We start from the raw sequence: 15,486 nt of genomic DNA, 5'->3' as shown, positions 1-15,486 counted from the left end.
TCTATTCCCCCAGCGCCGTAGATTTAACGGTGTAATAACGCTGCTTGCGAATGGTCTGAATCACCTGATTAAAATGCGCCAGCAACTCTTGCTCTGAGCCGTATCTTCGCTGTAACGCGGCGTACTCCTCATTGATTTGGCGACGTGCACGTTCAAGGTCTTCAGTTAACAACTTCGCATAGGCATGATCTTCTACACCAGAGGTGCTTCTAGCTGCATTGAGCATGTCTTCAACCAATGCCCGGGCCATCTCAACAGCAATAAATGGTGCAGCTCTTGAAGCAAACGACCTAGCAGCCCCTTCATTTAAAGCAGAAAGTGTTCGAATCATGCCGCCAATGCTTGCAGGAGCCGAGGTCATAAAAGCCTTTTCGGTGGTGCTAGCTGCCCCAGTATTTCGAGCAAACTTAAAAATAATGCCGTTACTAGAACCTGTACCAAGAAGTAAATTTTCGACCTGAGTTGATAACCCGGTTAGGGTCACGTTAGTGATTGTCGGATTTAGACAGCCGTCTTGTGTCACTGTGTCACATCGGTACATAGCAACGTTGCCGCCATGAATTAGATGCTCAATAGTCACTTTATTGCCATTCAGTCTGGTCAGTTTTGGGGCTTTACCTTGGCCATCAGCGGCATTAGCAAGATCACCAACAATGATAGAACCAGTCACCGACATAACCGCTTCAAGAAAACGGTCATCCCCAGATGCAAACCAGCTTGATGCCGAGTGACGTTTCAGTGCTCGCCAAACCAAGTTGCCTTTAATCGTTTTGTTCACATCAGATGCCGCGACACTCGAAGCGTTCTCGTATGGGTTCTTACCATTGGACTCACTCCAACTGGTAAAAACGTCTCCAGCCCCTTTAAGTGAGCTCAACATGCTGGCTTCTGTTTGCCCCTTTTTACCAAAAGCAGCCAAGGTATCGTTCACGACTCCCTGAGCCATTTGACAGGAATTGCCAAAATACTCGTTCAACTGCTGGATTTTCTTTTGCAGAGTCTCCATGTGCTGGGAACATTTCTCACACATAGCACTGAGCGCCAATTGGAATGCATACCCCTTGGCATTTGCCGCTACAGAGCGAAGTAATTGAACAAACTGATCAGCATTAACAAATGACAAACTTCCAGCGAACATATCAATGCCGCCACAACCGGCTTGGAATGACGGAGGCACCATAGAGACGAGGTTCTCGTTCATGATCCTGTTACGAACAACAACACTTCCGCCAGATATAACGCCACGCCGCTGACTCTCGAATACACCAGGCGCAGTGCTGTTGGTCATTGAACCAAATAACTGATTCATCTCCTGTTGCAAGCTTGCTTGGCTCATAGACGAAAAACCAATCGCAAAGGCGATTAGCGATACTCGTAATACTTTTTTCATCGTTATAACCCTCCTTGTGCACGCAGATAGCGAACAAGGAACTCAGGATCCTGCAATATCTTCTCGTTAAGCTCTTGGGCTGACATCGCGAGTGACACGCCGGGCTGAACAGGTCTAGTGGCATAGTAAGTTTGATCGTCAATCCAACCGGCTTGATGGGCTGCAAGAATGATTCGATTATTGAGCTCATCAAGGCTCATTGCGCCTTGGCCAATCGGAGTGATGACATTAGGCGGATCAACTAAGAACACGGCAGGGACAGTCGTAACGGACAAGGATTGTGCTTGTCCTGAATCGACTTTGTAATTGGGAAACTCTCCACCCGGTAAAGGCATGCCATCGACAGCAATAGCAAACACCTCGAAACCGTAGTTCAAAGCCATGGATTCGATGATAGGCGCTTGAGCGTGGCAGTAAGGGCAATCCGAACGATAGAAGAAGAACAAGCCAGCCCGTTTTGCTACTTCACCTAAAGCTACATCGCGTTGAGCGCCAGCTTCTCGATCCATCCGATTGGCAGCATAGGTCGCCAAGGGTCTGCGACTGATTTCATCCAAAACAGGATCGCCCATGACCACCTGCTGACTAACATCAGCAAACTGTGAACCCTTATCCATCATGACGCGCTGAAGATACAGATAAGCCCTGACGTTCTCATTCGTCGGCTCATCAATTGCCTTGTCCATGAACGATTGCATATGCTCTCGGAACCATGCGGCACTGAAGGGCTTTAGTTCGCTCTGACTGGACTCCACGACACCAGTTTCCGGCTCTATCAGCTCATCAGGCTGCTCAGGTTCAGGAATAACCTGATACCAAAACCAGCCTTCCTGACCACGCTGATAGAATGGTCCATCACTGGCATGGGCGGGCAAGATGAATAGCAAGAAAATAATGATTGGGATGGTCACCCATAGGATGAACCAAGGGAACAAGGGGGGTCTCATTGTCAGCTCCAGAAAATTTCATAGAGCTAACATGCTAATGATCCCGGTAAGAGCGATTGGCCAGATAGATGAATGAATCGTGTGTTTTTCTGACTAGCTGTTGTAACCAGTAACAACAGCTAATTTTAACGAGCCAAATTTATGATTGGACCGCTTTGAGCGAAAATCAGTCGTTCGAAACAGTGAATTTCGAAAGACCGAATTTCTGCTTTGCTTCTGAAGCAGCTTTTAGTAAAGCCTTTAAAAAAATTCGCCGGGTTCAGCCCCGGCGCATTTAAAAAACAACAGCGGGTTTAGATGCTATAGGTCAGTTTTTCTTTGACCAACGCCGGCATCCTGCTTAACTCAGCCGGTACATCGCTCACAACGACCACATTTGCAGTTCTCAGTTTCAGGCTGGTTCCGGCGTAGCGTGGATCGGAAAATTGTTCGACAAAATCCAGTTTTGCATCGGCGGGCACGACAAATATCGTGACAAAACCCAGACTGGTTTTCATCACAAGATGCAGTGATTTAGTGCCATTAAAATCACAAAATTTAGCAAACATAATCGACTCTGGAAAATCATTGAGTTTTAAATCGTATGCCGCCAACTTAGCGTTCACCCCGTCTAATGGCTGTGGCATCAGCATTTTCTCAACCATCGGCATTTCACTACGGACATGGGCCAGGGCATATTGTGCTAAATCTTGTTGCGCTGGCGTTTGCAGTACACTGAAACTAAGTCCGATCGCAAATGCAACGGAAGCCGCAATACCTGCTTTCCAGTACTCGCTAAACCAGCTAGGTTGACGATCTTGAGCTTCCAGCCGGCGTTGTTGATCCAGTAAACGTGTGAGTAGCTCCGGAGGCACTGGGACTTCGAGCGCGTTGCGAACACGATAATCTTGCTTTTGAATATTGTGGATGGATGCACTGCACTCCCCATCAGTCTCACTCTGAAGCTGAGGGTCTGAAGGATCCGACAAAAGCTTGTGTATAAACTGCTTGTTGTCCACTGCTCAGTCACCTTTTCCTGCATTAAAAAACCGACGTAAATACGCTCTGGCTCGAAACAGCCGGGTATTCACAGTATTGATATTCAATTTTAATTGCTCAGCAATTTCATCGCTGACAAAACCACCCATAACTTGCATCACCAGCGGTTCCCTATACTCTTCCGGCAATGCACTGATTGCCTCCCGCACCTGGGCGTCTGAAAAGTCTTGTTCAGGTCCGGCAAGCTCGTCATCCATTATCTCATCAAGTTCGGTATCTTCATACTCGAACTGCTTCTTGTCGAATCGACGGGCATTTTCGCGTCTTAAGATGGTAAACAACCATCCTTTTGCTGCGTTCAGATCCTCCAGTGCATCCAGACTTTTCCAAGCCCGTTCATAGGTATCTTGAACCAAGTCCTGCGCCAAATCACTGTCTCGGCACAACCAGTAAGCAAAACGGTATAGATCCGTGTGATACACCAGTATCAAACGCTGGTAGCGCACGTTTTTAGGCTCTCTAAAAGATAAGACCTGAGCATTCACCATTACATTTCCTGAGTGTCATAAATTTTTTCAACTAGCACACCAGACAGCGTAAAGCCCAAGGGCAACCTTCGTAAAGTAAATTTTGAACAATTGTTCAAGAATTTGTTTTGGCGCAAAAAAATGCCCCAGCGTTGTGGGGCGAAAAGTGCATAATCGATATTACTAACCAAGACGGGTGAGCATTATTCAATACGAGTTCAACTACTTCAGATCTTTGCTCTGGAGCTCTTCGGGTATTTTTGCCGTTTTACGGGCGAACAATCCAACCAACCAATATCCTATTCTGCCAACCACATAGAATGTCCAGCAGATGATGCATGGAGGGATATCTCGAAAACTGGTATCAGGCTTTTTCATTTTTGCACCTCACTGACGAGTCAGAAAATTTCATTTTGAACCAATAATCAAGGCTTAAATAACGTCCACCGCCAGTGAACAACAACGAAAGCAGCATCACAAAATACGTCGCCGCAAATTCGATCCCGTTATTCAGGATCACCAGCCTGCCACTGCTGGTTAGCCAGTCATAGTTGCCATGTTCCTGCAAAATTGCTTTTGCTGCGGCAAGTTTTTCCGGCGCTTCGACAACTGATCTGATCCGGCAACACTGGACACGCCACTAAGCTACTTTCTTTAATTCATAGTTTTCTGGGCTGAGATAGCCAATAGCACTATGCCTTCTGGTTTTGTTGTAATCAACTTCAATGTATTCAAATACCTGCTGTTGAAGCGTTGCCCTATCAGTTAATGGCTCATCTTTGAGCAGTTCGACCTTTAGAGTATGGAAGAAGCTCTCTGCCACTGCGTTGTCCCAGCAATTGCCTTTTCTACTCATGCTTTGTATCAGCTGATGTTTTTCAATCAGATTTCTGTAAGCCATTGAACAGTATTGGCTGCCTCGGTCGCTGTGGACTATGACTTCCTTCGGTCGTCCGCGGCGCAGTAAAGCCATTTGCAATGCTTTACACGTCAGCTCGGCCGTCATTCGCGAATTCATCGACCAGCCAATCACGGCTCGCGAGTACAAATCAATGATTACGGCCAGATATAGCCAGCCCTCGTTAGTTAGCAAATACGTGATATCACCCACCCACTTCTGGTTGGGCGCATCGGCACTAAAGTTCTGTTCCAGCAGATTTGGCGCCACTGGCAACTGATGGTTGCTGTCTGTAGTCACCTTGAACTTCCGAGCTGCTTTGGCTTTTAACCCTTGCCTTTTCATGCTGTTCAATATCGTTTTCAGGTCTGCATGGTCGCCATTTTCAGCCAATGCAACCTGAATGCGGCGCGCGCCGTCTCGTTGCTTAGCTTGTGCAAAAGCCTTATTGATTTTCTCATCCAGCGCGGCACGCCGTAGAGCTTTCTCGCCAGGCTCTTCACCATTGCGTCGCCACTGATAATACCCACTTCGCGATACACCAAACACAGCGGCCATGCGTTGCAGGCGGAACCTGTGTTGGTGCTCCAGCATAAATTCAAACGCTGCTACTTTTGATTTTTCGCGAAGTAGGTTGCGGCCTTTTTTAAGATAGCTAAATCCTCAGCCTGATCAGCCAGTTGGCGACGTAACTTCGCGACTTCGGCCGCTAGCTCAGCTTCACGCTGGCTGGTCGTGGATTTTTTCTCTGATGCGTTACGCCAGTTGTAAATCTGGGTTTCGTATAGCTTTAACTGCCTTGCTGCTTCGGCCACGCCAACACGTTCGGCCAGTTTCAGGGCTTCGGCTTTAAATTCTGCGGTATAGGTCTTGCGATTCTTTTTAGTTGTCATAGTCACCTCGTTATGTGATTTTACTCACTTAGCGCGGTGTACAGAACTACTGGATCAGATCAGCTTGTTACCTACAAGGTCATTTTGCGTAGCGAGATGATAAACGGGATCGGAACCGCAATAAGGAAGGAATGCACAAGTAGAACATTTTGGTACACTTATGGCGATGGATCTATCTAAAGCATCCAGTATAAAGTCGCCTCCAATTACCTCTTCATATGTTGAAGTATGCAGATTGCCAAGTCTAAACTCTTTATGCCCAACCTCAGCTTGCATCCTTGCCTCATCAGAAGCGTAAATATCTCCATCATAGTTATATATGATACCGCTAATCATGGCTCCACTTGGCGATTGAAGATCAACATATCCTAAATCTTTTGGAGTTAACATTTTTGTCAGTATTATAGAAGAGTACTGCTCAATCAGTCTGTAACCCTGTTTATTTATTTCAATTATATATGACAATGTCAACTTGAAAAAATCAAGCCACGTTTCTGTATCATATTTATAAATATGCCCCTTTGTGACTGCGAAACCAAAAGGACTCAATGGGCGGATAAATATGGCGTGAAGGTCATTCTTTACATACTCATCTACAATTTCCTTATAAAAATCAAGAGAACGACTCGTAGATGTCATTAAGGCCGAAATGTGATCCACACCTAAAGAGCTTTTAACTTTATTTATTCCTGCAATGGTCAAATCATATCCATTTTTCTCAGGTTTAGGTCTGTTTTTATCGTGAAGTTCTTTTGGTCCATCAAGTGAAGTGCTAATATATATTGAGTGCTGTTTACAAAAATCAAGAATCTCTTGATTTATAGGGGATAAATTTGTTGCGATAACATATTGAACACTTCTACGTTTCTCTCTGGAAATAATTTCAGCTCTTTCAACTACATATCTTATTAAAGAGAAATTTAGAAGCGACTCGCCCCCTTGAAACTCAATTTTTATAAACTTAGAAGGACTTTTGAATATGAAATCTAGAGCCTTTTCCGCTGTCTCTATTGACATATCAAACTGATTTGAGTCTGCACTTAGATTTTGTCGTGATACTTGGCAATAATTACAAGTGTAGTCGCAACGCAATGTCGCGACTATCATATGCAAAGAAGTGAAGTCTTTTAACCTTGATATCTTAGTTTTGTATTTTAATCCAGTTAACTTAATCGGAAGTTCATCGCCTTCCTCATATATCATGCTTTTTGTAAGCAGCTTTTTTTTTAGTTCTTCATTTACATCATTTGGGTTTTCAACAATTTGCACTAGCTCATCTTTTTTAACAACCATAAATTCTGATGCCATATTCGTAATTACGAATCTCTCATCATCCAAAGGTGTAAATCTGATTGGGAGAAGTGAATAAGTTCGCTCTTGCTGAAACGAAGAAACGTCAGAAAATCTTTTTGTTAATGTCATTTAATTCACCAATGGTGTATTGGAAAATGCGTAGGCCAAAATAAGATTTCTTTCTGCCTCTGTTTTAAGAGCAATTTTTGTCCTTAATGACTCAAGAAAAAGTTGATTCTTGACCAAATGAACAATATCTTCTGAGCCTAAATCGGAGCTTGGATAACTTGTAATTTCAACTTCGATCTCATTCTCATTTTCATTAAAATTAAAGCTGGCATACTCAGTATAAAGATAACAAGCGCTTTGAACCTCTTCTAAAGAGTACAGGTTTTTCTTGAAACTGACTTTTGATAGTCCAGTGACATCTTTAATGCTTAATTTGTTCATGAAAAAGTCCAAAAGGGCATTACGCCCTTTTTCTTAGAAACTAGATGATGAGTGTGACGAATGAGATGAGTGCGACGAATGTGATGAGTGCGACGAATGTGATGAGTGCGATGCGTGCAGGTCATCTAATTGGGTTGACTCACTTGGAGCAATTATAAAATCCTCACTGAATCTGTCTTGAGAGTTTACAACTTCCTCTACAGATTTTAAGGTTTTTGTCGTTTCATTAGACGGTGACGCCGCAACGTTTGCAGTACCAAGTGCAGCAATAAGTAGTGATGTCCCTAGTAAAAATTTCTTTTTCATAACGCCTCCTGTGTTTGAATTCTCAATTTAGCTAATTTCTTTCCTTTACGCAAGTGTAGTAGCTAACTAGTATTAGCCATACCTTTATAGTCAAACCAATCTCTGCTTCTGGCACAAAGCCAAGATCCGACGAAGTGGTACTTTCCATGAAAGTGGTGGTGTGATTAATTTGCAACACGTGGTAAGGACCGGCAGCAATGAGGTGGTAAATTAAATGCAATTATCCAGTTCAGCACATGGAGTTTGTAAGATCTGGAAGGCATAGTGCTTATTTTCATGTAGTTACAAATAAGGTTCAATTTGATGAAATTGATATCACTGACTTTCCTGATGGAAAAATTAAAGTAGGTGATACGATTTTTCTTCAAACCGTTCTGACAAAGAAAAGCGCAAAAGTCAGTTACTGTAAAGGGGGTTTATGTCAACAACATAGCACTTGTTACAGTTGGCAGCCTTGCTTTTCTTCCTATCAGTCGAAACTTGATTCACTTTAAGATATTTGCAAAGACTTATTTATCCACAACCGAGAAGGTTGGTTAAGCTCAATCTTCTTTTTCTGAGTTAATGACGACTCTCAGACCATCGCTCGGATCTGTATTTATGGCGGTGCAATAGGTGATTAGTTCGGGTATGTCGAGTATTTGGGAGTTCACTTCGACTCTTGAAATGTAAGATATGGACCGGCCAATCCTCGATGCGACTTCTTTCTGAGTAAGGTTTGCGCTCAAGCGTTTTTCCTTCAACCAAACAGCCAGGGCAGCTCCTGCTTTTGATTGCGTCGTCTTTTTTTTAAATCCAAGCTTTTTACGCACTCAATTTCAACTAATGAAAATGACTTTTCTAAAGTTTAGCTATCTTTTCTAATGCGAGCAATTGTTTAGGCTGAGTGCTTATTTAGCGGTGTAACCATTTGTTTTAGCGGTGTAACCATTTGTAGCGAGAAAACCGGCTTGTTTTAACGTGGGGGTATTAATTTATTAAGTCGGAGATATTTATGGACAATTTAGCGTTTGATTTTACTTCTGATTCTAGCAATGTTCCTTACCCTGATTTCTCTTCAACTGCGGCTCTTGTTCGCCATCTGAAAGAAGCGGATCAGGATTATGAATTTTTCCCGTCTACGGATGAGATTCTTTCTTGTGTTCGCAATGACATGCTGCAATTTAGCTCCAGTCGTGATGATGCAACTATGCCGGGTTGTTCAGTGCTGGACATCGGAGCTGGCGCAGGCGCGGCCTTGACTAAGCTGACCCTTGGGCCTCGCTATGCGATAGAAAAATCCAGTGTTCTTGTCCAGCAGATGCCACACGATATTTTTGTAATTGGATCTGACTTTCACGCCCAATCAATCATTGACAAGAGGGTTGAGGTATGCTACTGCAATCCTCCATATAAAGAGTTTGTTGCCTGGTCAGTTCGAATTCTGATGGAGATCAGTTCCTCTTTGGTGTATTTGGTTATACCGCAACGCTGGGAGTCCTCTTCTGAAATCCAAAATGCGATTAAGGTCCGCCGTGCAGAGGCGACCGTGATTGGTCAGTTCGATTTTCTGGATGCTGAGCGTCAAGCTCGCTGCAAGGTTCATGTGGTACGCATAGATTTGCGCAATAAGTATGACCGTGACCGTTCTTTGTATCATGGCAATGGCCGTCCTTGTGTTGAATCCTTTGCGCATTGGTTTGAAACCGAATTCTTAAGCACCGTCACCCCTGACCGCTCTGAAGCGTATTTAACCCGCATGAAAATGATGGAAGAAGCGCAAGAGATTAAATCGCAAGGTGGTGATTTAATTGAGTCCGGAGGTTTGGTGAATATGCTGGCCCAACTGTATGAGCTTGAGCTTAAGCAGTTGGTGGAAACGTACCGAGGAATTATGGCTATTCCGGCAGATTTGGTGGCCGAACTGGGTATTGAAAAGAATAAGGTTCGTGACAATTTTCAGCTGAAAATAAAAGGTTTAAAGGCGGCTTACTGGAAGGAGCTCTTTGACCGGCTTGATACGATTTCAAACCGCCTGACATCTGGTTATCGTCAAAAGATGTTGAATAAGCTTCATGAAAATACCTCTGTGGATTTCAGCGTAGAAAATGCAAGCTCAATTGTACTCTGGGTTATAAAACAGGCCAATGAATGTGCAGATAGTCAGTTGGTTGAGTTGGTAGAAACAATGGTAGAGGAAGCTAATGTAACGCTCTACCGGTCTAACGCCCGGACCATCAAGGTGTCAGGGTGGAGGTATGACCGTGTTGTGGACATTGGCCCATTTACCTTGGACCTTCAATTCATCTTGCATAACGTTGGAGCCCTCTCTACTAGGGGTAACAACTTAATTGATGACCTGTGTACCGTCGCTATCACCTGTGGTTTTGATGCCTACGGAAATGAAAAAGCGGCCAAAAAAACGGTGGTTGGCAAGGTCCAGGAATACTATTACCACGACGTGAATACAGGTAAAAAGGCTGTGCTTTTTACGGTACGGAGCTTCGGCAATGGCAACCGATAAATACACAGGAAATTTTTTTCACAAAAGTGTATGAATGTTGATAGAAGCAACAAGCTACCATCGAAGGGAGTTTCCAAAGATATTGGTATAACAGAGCATCGAACAGACTCAGTTGGAAAGGATCTCGCGTAGAAGCTCTATCATCTTCACGGATAACTCGCGTTTCCAACGATAAATTAGTTTGGGATTATGTAGGGTAACGTTGTTGTATCGTTATGTGATTTTACTCACTTAGCGCGGTGTACAGAACTACTGGATCAGATCAGTTTCAACTGACGTTCTGCCGTTGCACATTTTGCCCTGATGAGTTCGTTCATTGTTGTAAGACAGCCACTCATCCTGATCATTTTGCCGCGTCTCCAGCGTTTGATTAACTTGTTGCGAAAAGCCACCTGATAAAACTCGTTCAGGATCGCCTTATCAAACTGCTCGCAGATCCCATTCGTTTGCGGTGACATCGTTTTAGTTTTCGTGTGATCGATGCCACTACTAGAGTTGGTAATCATGACGCTCGAACTTGCAGAGTAGCACAGCCTATATCGATGTTAACTCTACACCTGACTCTGTCAATTTATGCGTATCAACATAGTGGCTGAAACGTGCTAATAAGAAGGTGAGTTTTGGATGAATGTACCTTTGACAAAATGGTCTGTTGGGTGCTGTATAAAAGTAGTCGATAAGCTCAGTTTTATTCGCTTTAAAATCCTTAAAAAAATAAACCTGAGTAATGACTGGCTGCTCAAAATCAGCTCTACAGGCATCTAATATGTTTACAGCCTGGTTATACTGAACCTCATCATAAGCGTATATCGCTGAACGATATTTACCACGCATTGAGTGGTTTGATGTGCTCGCGTGAGTATGTAAATGGATTTCGATCAAGGTTGATAAAGAAATAACAGTCGGATCAAAAACCACTTCAATGGCTTCGCTGAACTGAGCGTTGTCACCAATTGAGGCGATCCAACCTTGATTGACAGTAGCAATGCCAATAAGTGATGAAAATACGCCTTCGGTGCACCAGTGACAACCACCGCCTAAGCCGATTGTATTGAGGGTGGTTGTCGTATGCAAATTGCAAGTCTGTGTGGGCTGCTGCAAACTCATTGAGATGAGGGCAACTTCCAGTCTGGTCTGGGGAAGTGGCAGGTATAGCCATTTGGTCGGAGTTCCAAATAGTCCTGATGCATAGCCTCCGCTTCCCAAAAATCACTTGCAGGTTCGACTTCAGTCACTACTTTTCCAGGCCATAATCCCGAAGCATCCACGTCAGCAATGGTTTTTACTGCCTCAGCATGCTGTGCCTCAGAGGTATAATAAATGGCTGAGCGATAAGATGTGCCCTTGTCATTACCTTGTCTATTTACTGTGCTAGGGTCATGAATCTGAAAGAAAAACTCTAAAATTTGTCGATAGCTGGTGATTTCATTATCGAACATTATTTCAATGCCTTCAGCATGGTTACCATGATTGCGGTAGGTAGCATTAGCCACTTCACCACCGGTATAACCTACTCGGGTTGAAGTGATACCGGGACGTTTGCGGATAAGATCCTGCATGCCCCAAAAGCAGCCGCCGGCTAATACTGCGCGTTCAATTGCCATAATTAAATGTCCTCTACTTGGTCTAAATACTCTGCGTAACCTTTACTTGCCATTTCTTCCCTAGGAATAAAACGTAATGACGCTGAGTTAATACAATAACGTAGGCCACCCTGGTCTTTGGGACCGTCTGAAAATACATGGCCTAAGTGACTGTCGCCATGAGTTGAGCGCACTTCTGTGCGGGTCATGCCGTGCGACGTATCAGTGATTTCAATTACGTTGACAGGGTCTATCGCTTTAGTAAAGCTCGGCCAACCACACCCTGATTCATACTTGGCAGAAGACGCAAATAAAGGCTCACCTGACACGATATCCACGTAAATACCGGGCTTGGTGTTGTTTAGCAATTCACCAGTCCCGGGACGCTCTGTACCATTTTCTTGCGTCACCCGATACTGCTCCTTAGTCAGAGCAGAAATTGCATTCATAGATTTTTGATAGGTATTCATAAATGTCCTCTTATATAGTAGAGCCATGTGCCTTTCAGATTATAAGAGACCTTCTGTTTACAGAATTTATTTCACTTAGGCCGTTAACCCGAAAAAATGATCTGATCCAGTAGTTCTGTACACCGCGCTAAGTGAGTAAAATCACATAACGAGGTGCCTATGACAGCTAAAAAGAACTGCAAGACCTATACCGCAGAATTTAAAGTTGAGCACCAATGGATTAGACATCAATGCCTAGTGGTTGAACGGCCGGGAAGTCGACCTCGGTCTGTGTCACTTCGTTAACGTAGTTAGTGAAAGTGTTCAGAGCGACAGCCAACAGAATATCCACTACATGTGCATCACTGTAGCCAGCGTTCAGCACCGCTTGGACCTGGTCATTGCTGACTTGCCCGCGTTGGCGCACTACGGCGGCAGCAAAACGCACGGCTGCATCGGCCTTAGGGTCATTGGATGCACCGTTGCGGTTGGCAGTGAGCTCAGCATCATCAAGCTTGGCCACCTTTCGGCCCAAGAAGGAATGGGCGGCAAGGCAATAATCGCAGCCGTTGAGCTCAGCCACGGCTAGGGCAATACGCTCAAGAGTCGCTGTACCCAAGCCGCCTTTTGTTGATGCGGCGCTCAATTGCAGGTAGCCGGTCAGCGCTGCTGGGCTGTTGGCAACGACGCGGAACATGTTCGGAACGCGGCCCAGTTGTTTTTCCACAGCCTTGAGTGAGGCATGGGTAGCAGTAGGCGCGGCGTCGATTGTGGTAGGGGTGTTCAAACGTGACATAAATTTCTCCTAGTGATTTTAAAGTCAGTACGCTGTATTGGCGTGGAATAAAATGTATTTAAGAAGGTTCTGCTTGATAATCCGTTGCTATCGCACGGCTCATCTTCACGTCTTGCGCAGTCGCCATTTCAGTGCCACTACACATCTTCGTTGACGTTACGCCGTCCTGATTTCTAAGGAGGTCTTCGAGACTCCAAAAACACCCTCCAGCAACGATCACATAATTTATGTTTCATAAAGCCTCGTTGGTTTTTATCTATTTACTGATGTACCTGACTTTACAGCGTGTAAAACAGGTATAACATGTTCAGTAGTTCGTATAATGTGACTTATTAGACAGTTTACGTAGGGGGTATGTATGGATGCAGACTTTGGATATCAGATTTAAAGAGTTGTGAAATTAAGGGTTCACGAAAAAAATGAATGTCTGCAAATATAGGGCAAATTAGATTGTCTATGTCCATATAAATTTCAATGCTTTACATTTTTAAATGTTCAATTGCGTTACTCAGATTCAACTTTTGGTGGCAGATTTATCTTAAACATCAGCCCAGCAATTCGCACGGTAGTACTTTGTTGACTATCCCCTGACAAAGTAACAATTTCTTGCCACAATCAGACTTGAGCACTTTACTTCGCGCCTATGTGCACTGCTTAACGCACCAAGGCTTCTGATGTTCTGATTGACACCAATTACTTCGTTTCCTGCTTGATACTTTGAGATCAACAGGATTGAATAAAGTAAAAGGGGCTATTTAAATATTGAGGGAACAAGTGGCAATAGATTTGAGCATAGAAATCGCACTGCTGTTAGAGCGCTGGCAGGGCATTGTAAACATGATGGCTCAAGTCGCGGAAGTGCCTTGCGTGCTGATTAATCGATTAGATAAAAACGAAATTTGTGTTCAGGCAGTTGGCAGTGTGTCGAAACCAGCTTTTTATTGCGATGAACCTATTCCATTGGCACTAAACAGTTATTGTTCCCAAGTCATTGCCAGTCACCAGCCATTGCTAGTTGAAAATGCAATCGGTACCCGATACGAGAACAATAACCCGACATTTGCCGCAGGCTTTAGTTATTACTACGGGCTGCCTTTGCTTTGGCCTAGCGGAGAAACTTTCGGTACTTTGTGTATGTTGGACCGGGCAAGCGCAGACCGGGCATCACAACACTGTTCCTTACTCACACTCTTTAAGCAGGCTATTGAATATGATTTGCAATTGCTGCAGCAACAACAAGAGCAGCTCAAGCGTGAGCAACAAGCAGACTTAAAATTTATCCAACTTTTCAATGAGATATCCAATAGGATAAAACCGGTAGCGACTAATAAGTTACTTCAATCCGAGTTATTTGTACTGTTGACTAGCCAGTACCAATATTGGCATCAGGAGCTTGAGCTACAGCTTAATCAAACTGTCTTAGCTCATGAAAACTCCATTCATATCGCGGCACTGGTTCGAATTTGGTCAAATTTGTTGGCAATTGCCCATGAAACAGAATGGTTGAGAGCTACAGCTGTCGCTGAACCTTATAGCTGTGAGGCTGAAGCGTCACTGGTTGATGCAACGCCATTATTAGAACAAGCAGTCTATAAAACAGCGTTGACGCTTGGTACTGAACTCGTTTTGAGGAGTCATTTGCCTAACCCACTGTTACTCAGTGGGAGACCTGAGTTATGGTCGCTGATAGGGCTGGCTATCACCAGCTTTTTAGTCATTGGCGCCAGCGGCACCAGTAAAACGGTATTTGTCAGTAGCCGAATAAAAGGTAAACATAGAGTTTTGGAATGGTCCCTCCATGTAAAAGGCCAGACGATGCCACTGCATTTTACCCGTGATAATCAAGCGCTTTATGGTTTTGCTTCCGTATGTGCCGAGCTCGCTGGTGCTGTGTTGGAATCTGGTGAGCAGCAATTAACTGAGAGTATTCATCAACAGAGTAGTTATCTGAACTCGAATCGTGATCACGTCGACGACATTGAAAGCAGGAATGCTTCAAGAACTCGGTTTATCTGCTTATGGATACCGGTGGTGGGAGACGATTTATAAACTCTCAGCGATGAAAGTCGAAGTTGTGTCTTAGATTATCATTTTTACGCCATTTTAGAATTTTCCTTTCTATAAGCACTAGGAGTTACGCCAATTTTTTTCTTAAATAATTTTTGAAAGTGTTCATGTGCCGGATACCCAATGGCTTCACTCACTTCAGGAACAGATTTACCGGTTTCTTTAAGCAGCTGCTTCGCTTTTTCAAGCCGACAATAGGTTAAATAATCAAGAGGTGTCATGCCAGACAGTTTCTTAAACTTAACGCTGTAGTTCGTACGCGACATTCCAGCAATCTCAGCGAGATCGTCAAGACCCCATTTTTTATCGAGACTATGATGAATAGCTTCCAAGGTTTTGCTGAGTTGCGGATTTTCGATCAGTTTGAAGAATCCAGCATTTTTATTGGATTTGTACATGTGGATTC

General features: G+C 44.0%; 16 protein-coding genes and 2 pseudogenes. 2 read left to right on the top strand and 16 right to left on the bottom strand.

What is annotated here, in order from left to right:
- Window position 1: 1 nt before the first annotated feature.
- The 9 genes and pseudogenes from L1272_RS16310 to L1272_RS23280 all read right to left on the bottom strand — a co-directional run bounded on the left by L1272_RS16310 (window position 2) and on the right by L1272_RS23280 (window position 8,494).
- On the bottom strand, window positions 2-1,390 hold the full coding sequence (locus L1272_RS16310) for a conjugal transfer protein TraH (protein WP_119978261.1): 1,389 nt from the start codon (window positions 1,388-1,390) through the stop codon (window positions 2-4).
- A gap of 2 nt (window positions 1,391-1,392) precedes the next feature.
- Window positions 1,393-2,337 (bottom strand): thioredoxin family protein, encoded by a 945-nt coding sequence (locus tag L1272_RS16305; RefSeq protein ID WP_235373875.1) that lies wholly within the window; start codon window positions 2,335-2,337, stop codon window positions 1,393-1,395.
- Window positions 2,338-2,630: 293 nt separating this feature from the next.
- The gene (locus tag L1272_RS16300) at window positions 2,631-3,335 is read right to left on the bottom strand and encodes a DUF3379 family protein (RefSeq protein WP_235373874.1); all 705 of its coding nucleotides are present in this window, start codon (window positions 3,333-3,335) and stop codon (window positions 2,631-2,633) included.
- Window positions 3,336-3,338: 3 nt separating this feature from the next.
- A complete protein-coding gene (locus L1272_RS16295; protein ID WP_235373873.1) occupies window positions 3,339-3,863 on the bottom strand; it encodes a sigma-70 family RNA polymerase sigma factor in 525 nt (174 codons plus the stop codon).
- A gap of 343 nt (window positions 3,864-4,206) precedes the next feature.
- Window positions 4,207-4,455: pseudogene (locus L1272_RS16290) on the bottom strand (HvfX family Cu-binding RiPP maturation protein); the annotation flags it as partial.
- 27 nt (window positions 4,456-4,482) lie between these two features.
- Window positions 4,483-5,633, bottom strand: a protein-coding gene (locus L1272_RS16285) for an IS3 family transposase (RefSeq protein WP_235373872.1) whose coding sequence is annotated in 2 segments (ribosomal slippage) — window positions 4,483-5,393 and window positions 5,393-5,633 — 1,152 coding nt in all. Because the reading frame shifts where the segments join, the coding sequence is not laid out codon by codon here.
- A 54-nt stretch (window positions 5,634-5,687) separates the two neighbouring features.
- Window positions 5,688-7,055: a His-Xaa-Ser system radical SAM maturase HxsB gene (gene hxsB / locus L1272_RS16280; protein WP_235373871.1), complete on the bottom strand. Its 1,368-nt coding sequence runs from the start codon at window positions 7,053-7,055 to the stop codon at window positions 5,688-5,690.
- Window positions 7,056-7,376 (bottom strand): hypothetical protein, encoded by a 321-nt coding sequence (locus L1272_RS16275; RefSeq protein ID WP_235373870.1) that lies wholly within the window; start codon window positions 7,374-7,376, stop codon window positions 7,056-7,058. It abuts the gene before it with no gap.
- A gap of 848 nt (window positions 7,377-8,224) precedes the next feature.
- Window positions 8,225-8,494 carry a helix-turn-helix domain-containing protein gene (locus tag L1272_RS23280; RefSeq protein WP_366035308.1) on the bottom strand — a complete coding sequence of 90 codons (270 nt, stop codon included), beginning with the start codon at window positions 8,492-8,494 and terminating at the stop codon, window positions 8,225-8,227.
- A gap of 182 nt (window positions 8,495-8,676) precedes the next feature.
- On the opposite strand from L1272_RS23280, the gene L1272_RS16270 reads away from it, so the two are divergent.
- A complete protein-coding gene (locus tag L1272_RS16270) occupies window positions 8,677-10,185 on the top strand; it encodes a DUF4942 domain-containing protein (RefSeq protein WP_235373869.1) in 1,509 nt (502 codons plus the stop codon).
- A gap of 249 nt (window positions 10,186-10,434) precedes the next feature.
- Here the strand turns inward: L1272_RS16270 and L1272_RS16265 are convergent.
- The 6 genes and pseudogenes from L1272_RS16265 to L1272_RS16240 form a co-directional block, all read right to left on the bottom strand.
- A pseudogene (locus tag L1272_RS16265) lies at window positions 10,435-10,704 on the bottom strand (IS481 family transposase); the annotation flags it as partial.
- Window positions 10,705-10,719: 15 nt separating this feature from the next.
- Complete coding sequence (locus L1272_RS16260; RefSeq protein WP_041413416.1) at window positions 10,720-11,259, bottom strand: peptide-methionine (S)-S-oxide reductase; 540 nt, start codon at window positions 11,257-11,259, stop codon at window positions 10,720-10,722.
- Window positions 11,260-11,288: 29 nt separating this feature from the next.
- On the bottom strand, window positions 11,289-11,789 hold the full coding sequence (gene msrA / locus L1272_RS16255; RefSeq protein ID WP_011711652.1) for a peptide-methionine (S)-S-oxide reductase MsrA: 501 nt from the start codon (window positions 11,787-11,789) through the stop codon (window positions 11,289-11,291).
- Between the two features lie 2 nt (window positions 11,790-11,791).
- Entirely contained in the window at window positions 11,792-12,238 is a 447-nt protein-coding gene (msrB, locus tag L1272_RS16250; RefSeq protein ID WP_235373868.1) for a peptide-methionine (R)-S-oxide reductase MsrB, read from the bottom strand.
- A 220-nt stretch (window positions 12,239-12,458) separates the two neighbouring features.
- Window positions 12,459-13,013, bottom strand: a complete 555-nt coding sequence (locus L1272_RS16245) for a carboxymuconolactone decarboxylase family protein (protein ID WP_235373867.1) — start codon at window positions 13,011-13,013, stop codon at window positions 12,459-12,461.
- 58 nt (window positions 13,014-13,071) lie between these two features.
- A complete protein-coding gene (locus L1272_RS16240; protein ID WP_235373866.1) occupies window positions 13,072-13,233 on the bottom strand; it encodes a peptide-methionine (S)-S-oxide reductase in 162 nt (53 codons plus the stop codon).
- Between the two features lie 554 nt (window positions 13,234-13,787).
- Here L1272_RS16240 and L1272_RS16235 point away from each other — a divergent pair.
- The gene (locus L1272_RS16235) at window positions 13,788-15,062 is read left to right on the top strand and encodes a hypothetical protein (RefSeq protein WP_005006246.1); all 1,275 of its coding nucleotides are present in this window, start codon (window positions 13,788-13,790) and stop codon (window positions 15,060-15,062) included.
- A gap of 44 nt (window positions 15,063-15,106) precedes the next feature.
- On the opposite strand, the gene L1272_RS16230 is transcribed toward L1272_RS16235, so the two are convergent.
- Window positions 15,107-15,486 (bottom strand): helix-turn-helix transcriptional regulator (locus L1272_RS16230; RefSeq protein ID WP_235373865.1); only part of this gene is annotated, 380 nt, incomplete at its 5' end.

It is taken from the genome of Pseudoalteromonas sp. PAST1, from assembly GCF_021532515.1.
Classification (GTDB): Bacteria; Pseudomonadota; Gammaproteobacteria; order Enterobacterales; family Alteromonadaceae; genus Pseudoalteromonas; species Pseudoalteromonas simplex.
The sequence above is the reverse complement of the archived record's forward strand: the minus strand, read 5'-3'. Positions and strand labels throughout refer to the sequence as shown.

Coding starts and splice junctions, on each gene's coding strand:
- L1272_RS16245 (WP_235373867.1), bottom strand. CDS start 13,013: ATGTCACGTTTGAACACCCCTACCACAATCGACGCCGCGCCTACTGCT.
- L1272_RS16270 (WP_235373869.1), top strand. CDS start 8,677: ATGGACAATTTAGCGTTTGATTTTACTTCTGATTCTAGCAATGTTCCT.
- L1272_RS16305 (WP_235373875.1), bottom strand. CDS start 2,337: ATGAGACCCCCCTTGTTCCCTTGGTTCATCCTATGGGTGACCATCCCA.
- L1272_RS16310 (WP_119978261.1), bottom strand. CDS start 1,390: ATGAAAAAAGTATTACGAGTATCGCTAATCGCCTTTGCGATTGGTTTT.
- L1272_RS16275 (WP_235373870.1), bottom strand. CDS start 7,376: ATGAACAAATTAAGCATTAAAGATGTCACTGGACTATCAAAAGTCAGT.
- msrA (WP_011711652.1), bottom strand. CDS start 11,789: ATGGCAATTGAACGCGCAGTATTAGCCGGCGGCTGCTTTTGGGGCATG.
- msrB (WP_235373868.1), bottom strand. CDS start 12,238: ATGAATACCTATCAAAAATCTATGAATGCAATTTCTGCTCTGACTAAG.
- L1272_RS16295 (WP_235373873.1), bottom strand. CDS start 3,863: ATGGTGAATGCTCAGGTCTTATCTTTTAGAGAGCCTAAAAACGTGCGC.
- hxsB (WP_235373871.1), bottom strand. CDS start 7,055: ATGACATTAACAAAAAGATTTTCTGACGTTTCTTCGTTTCAGCAAGAG.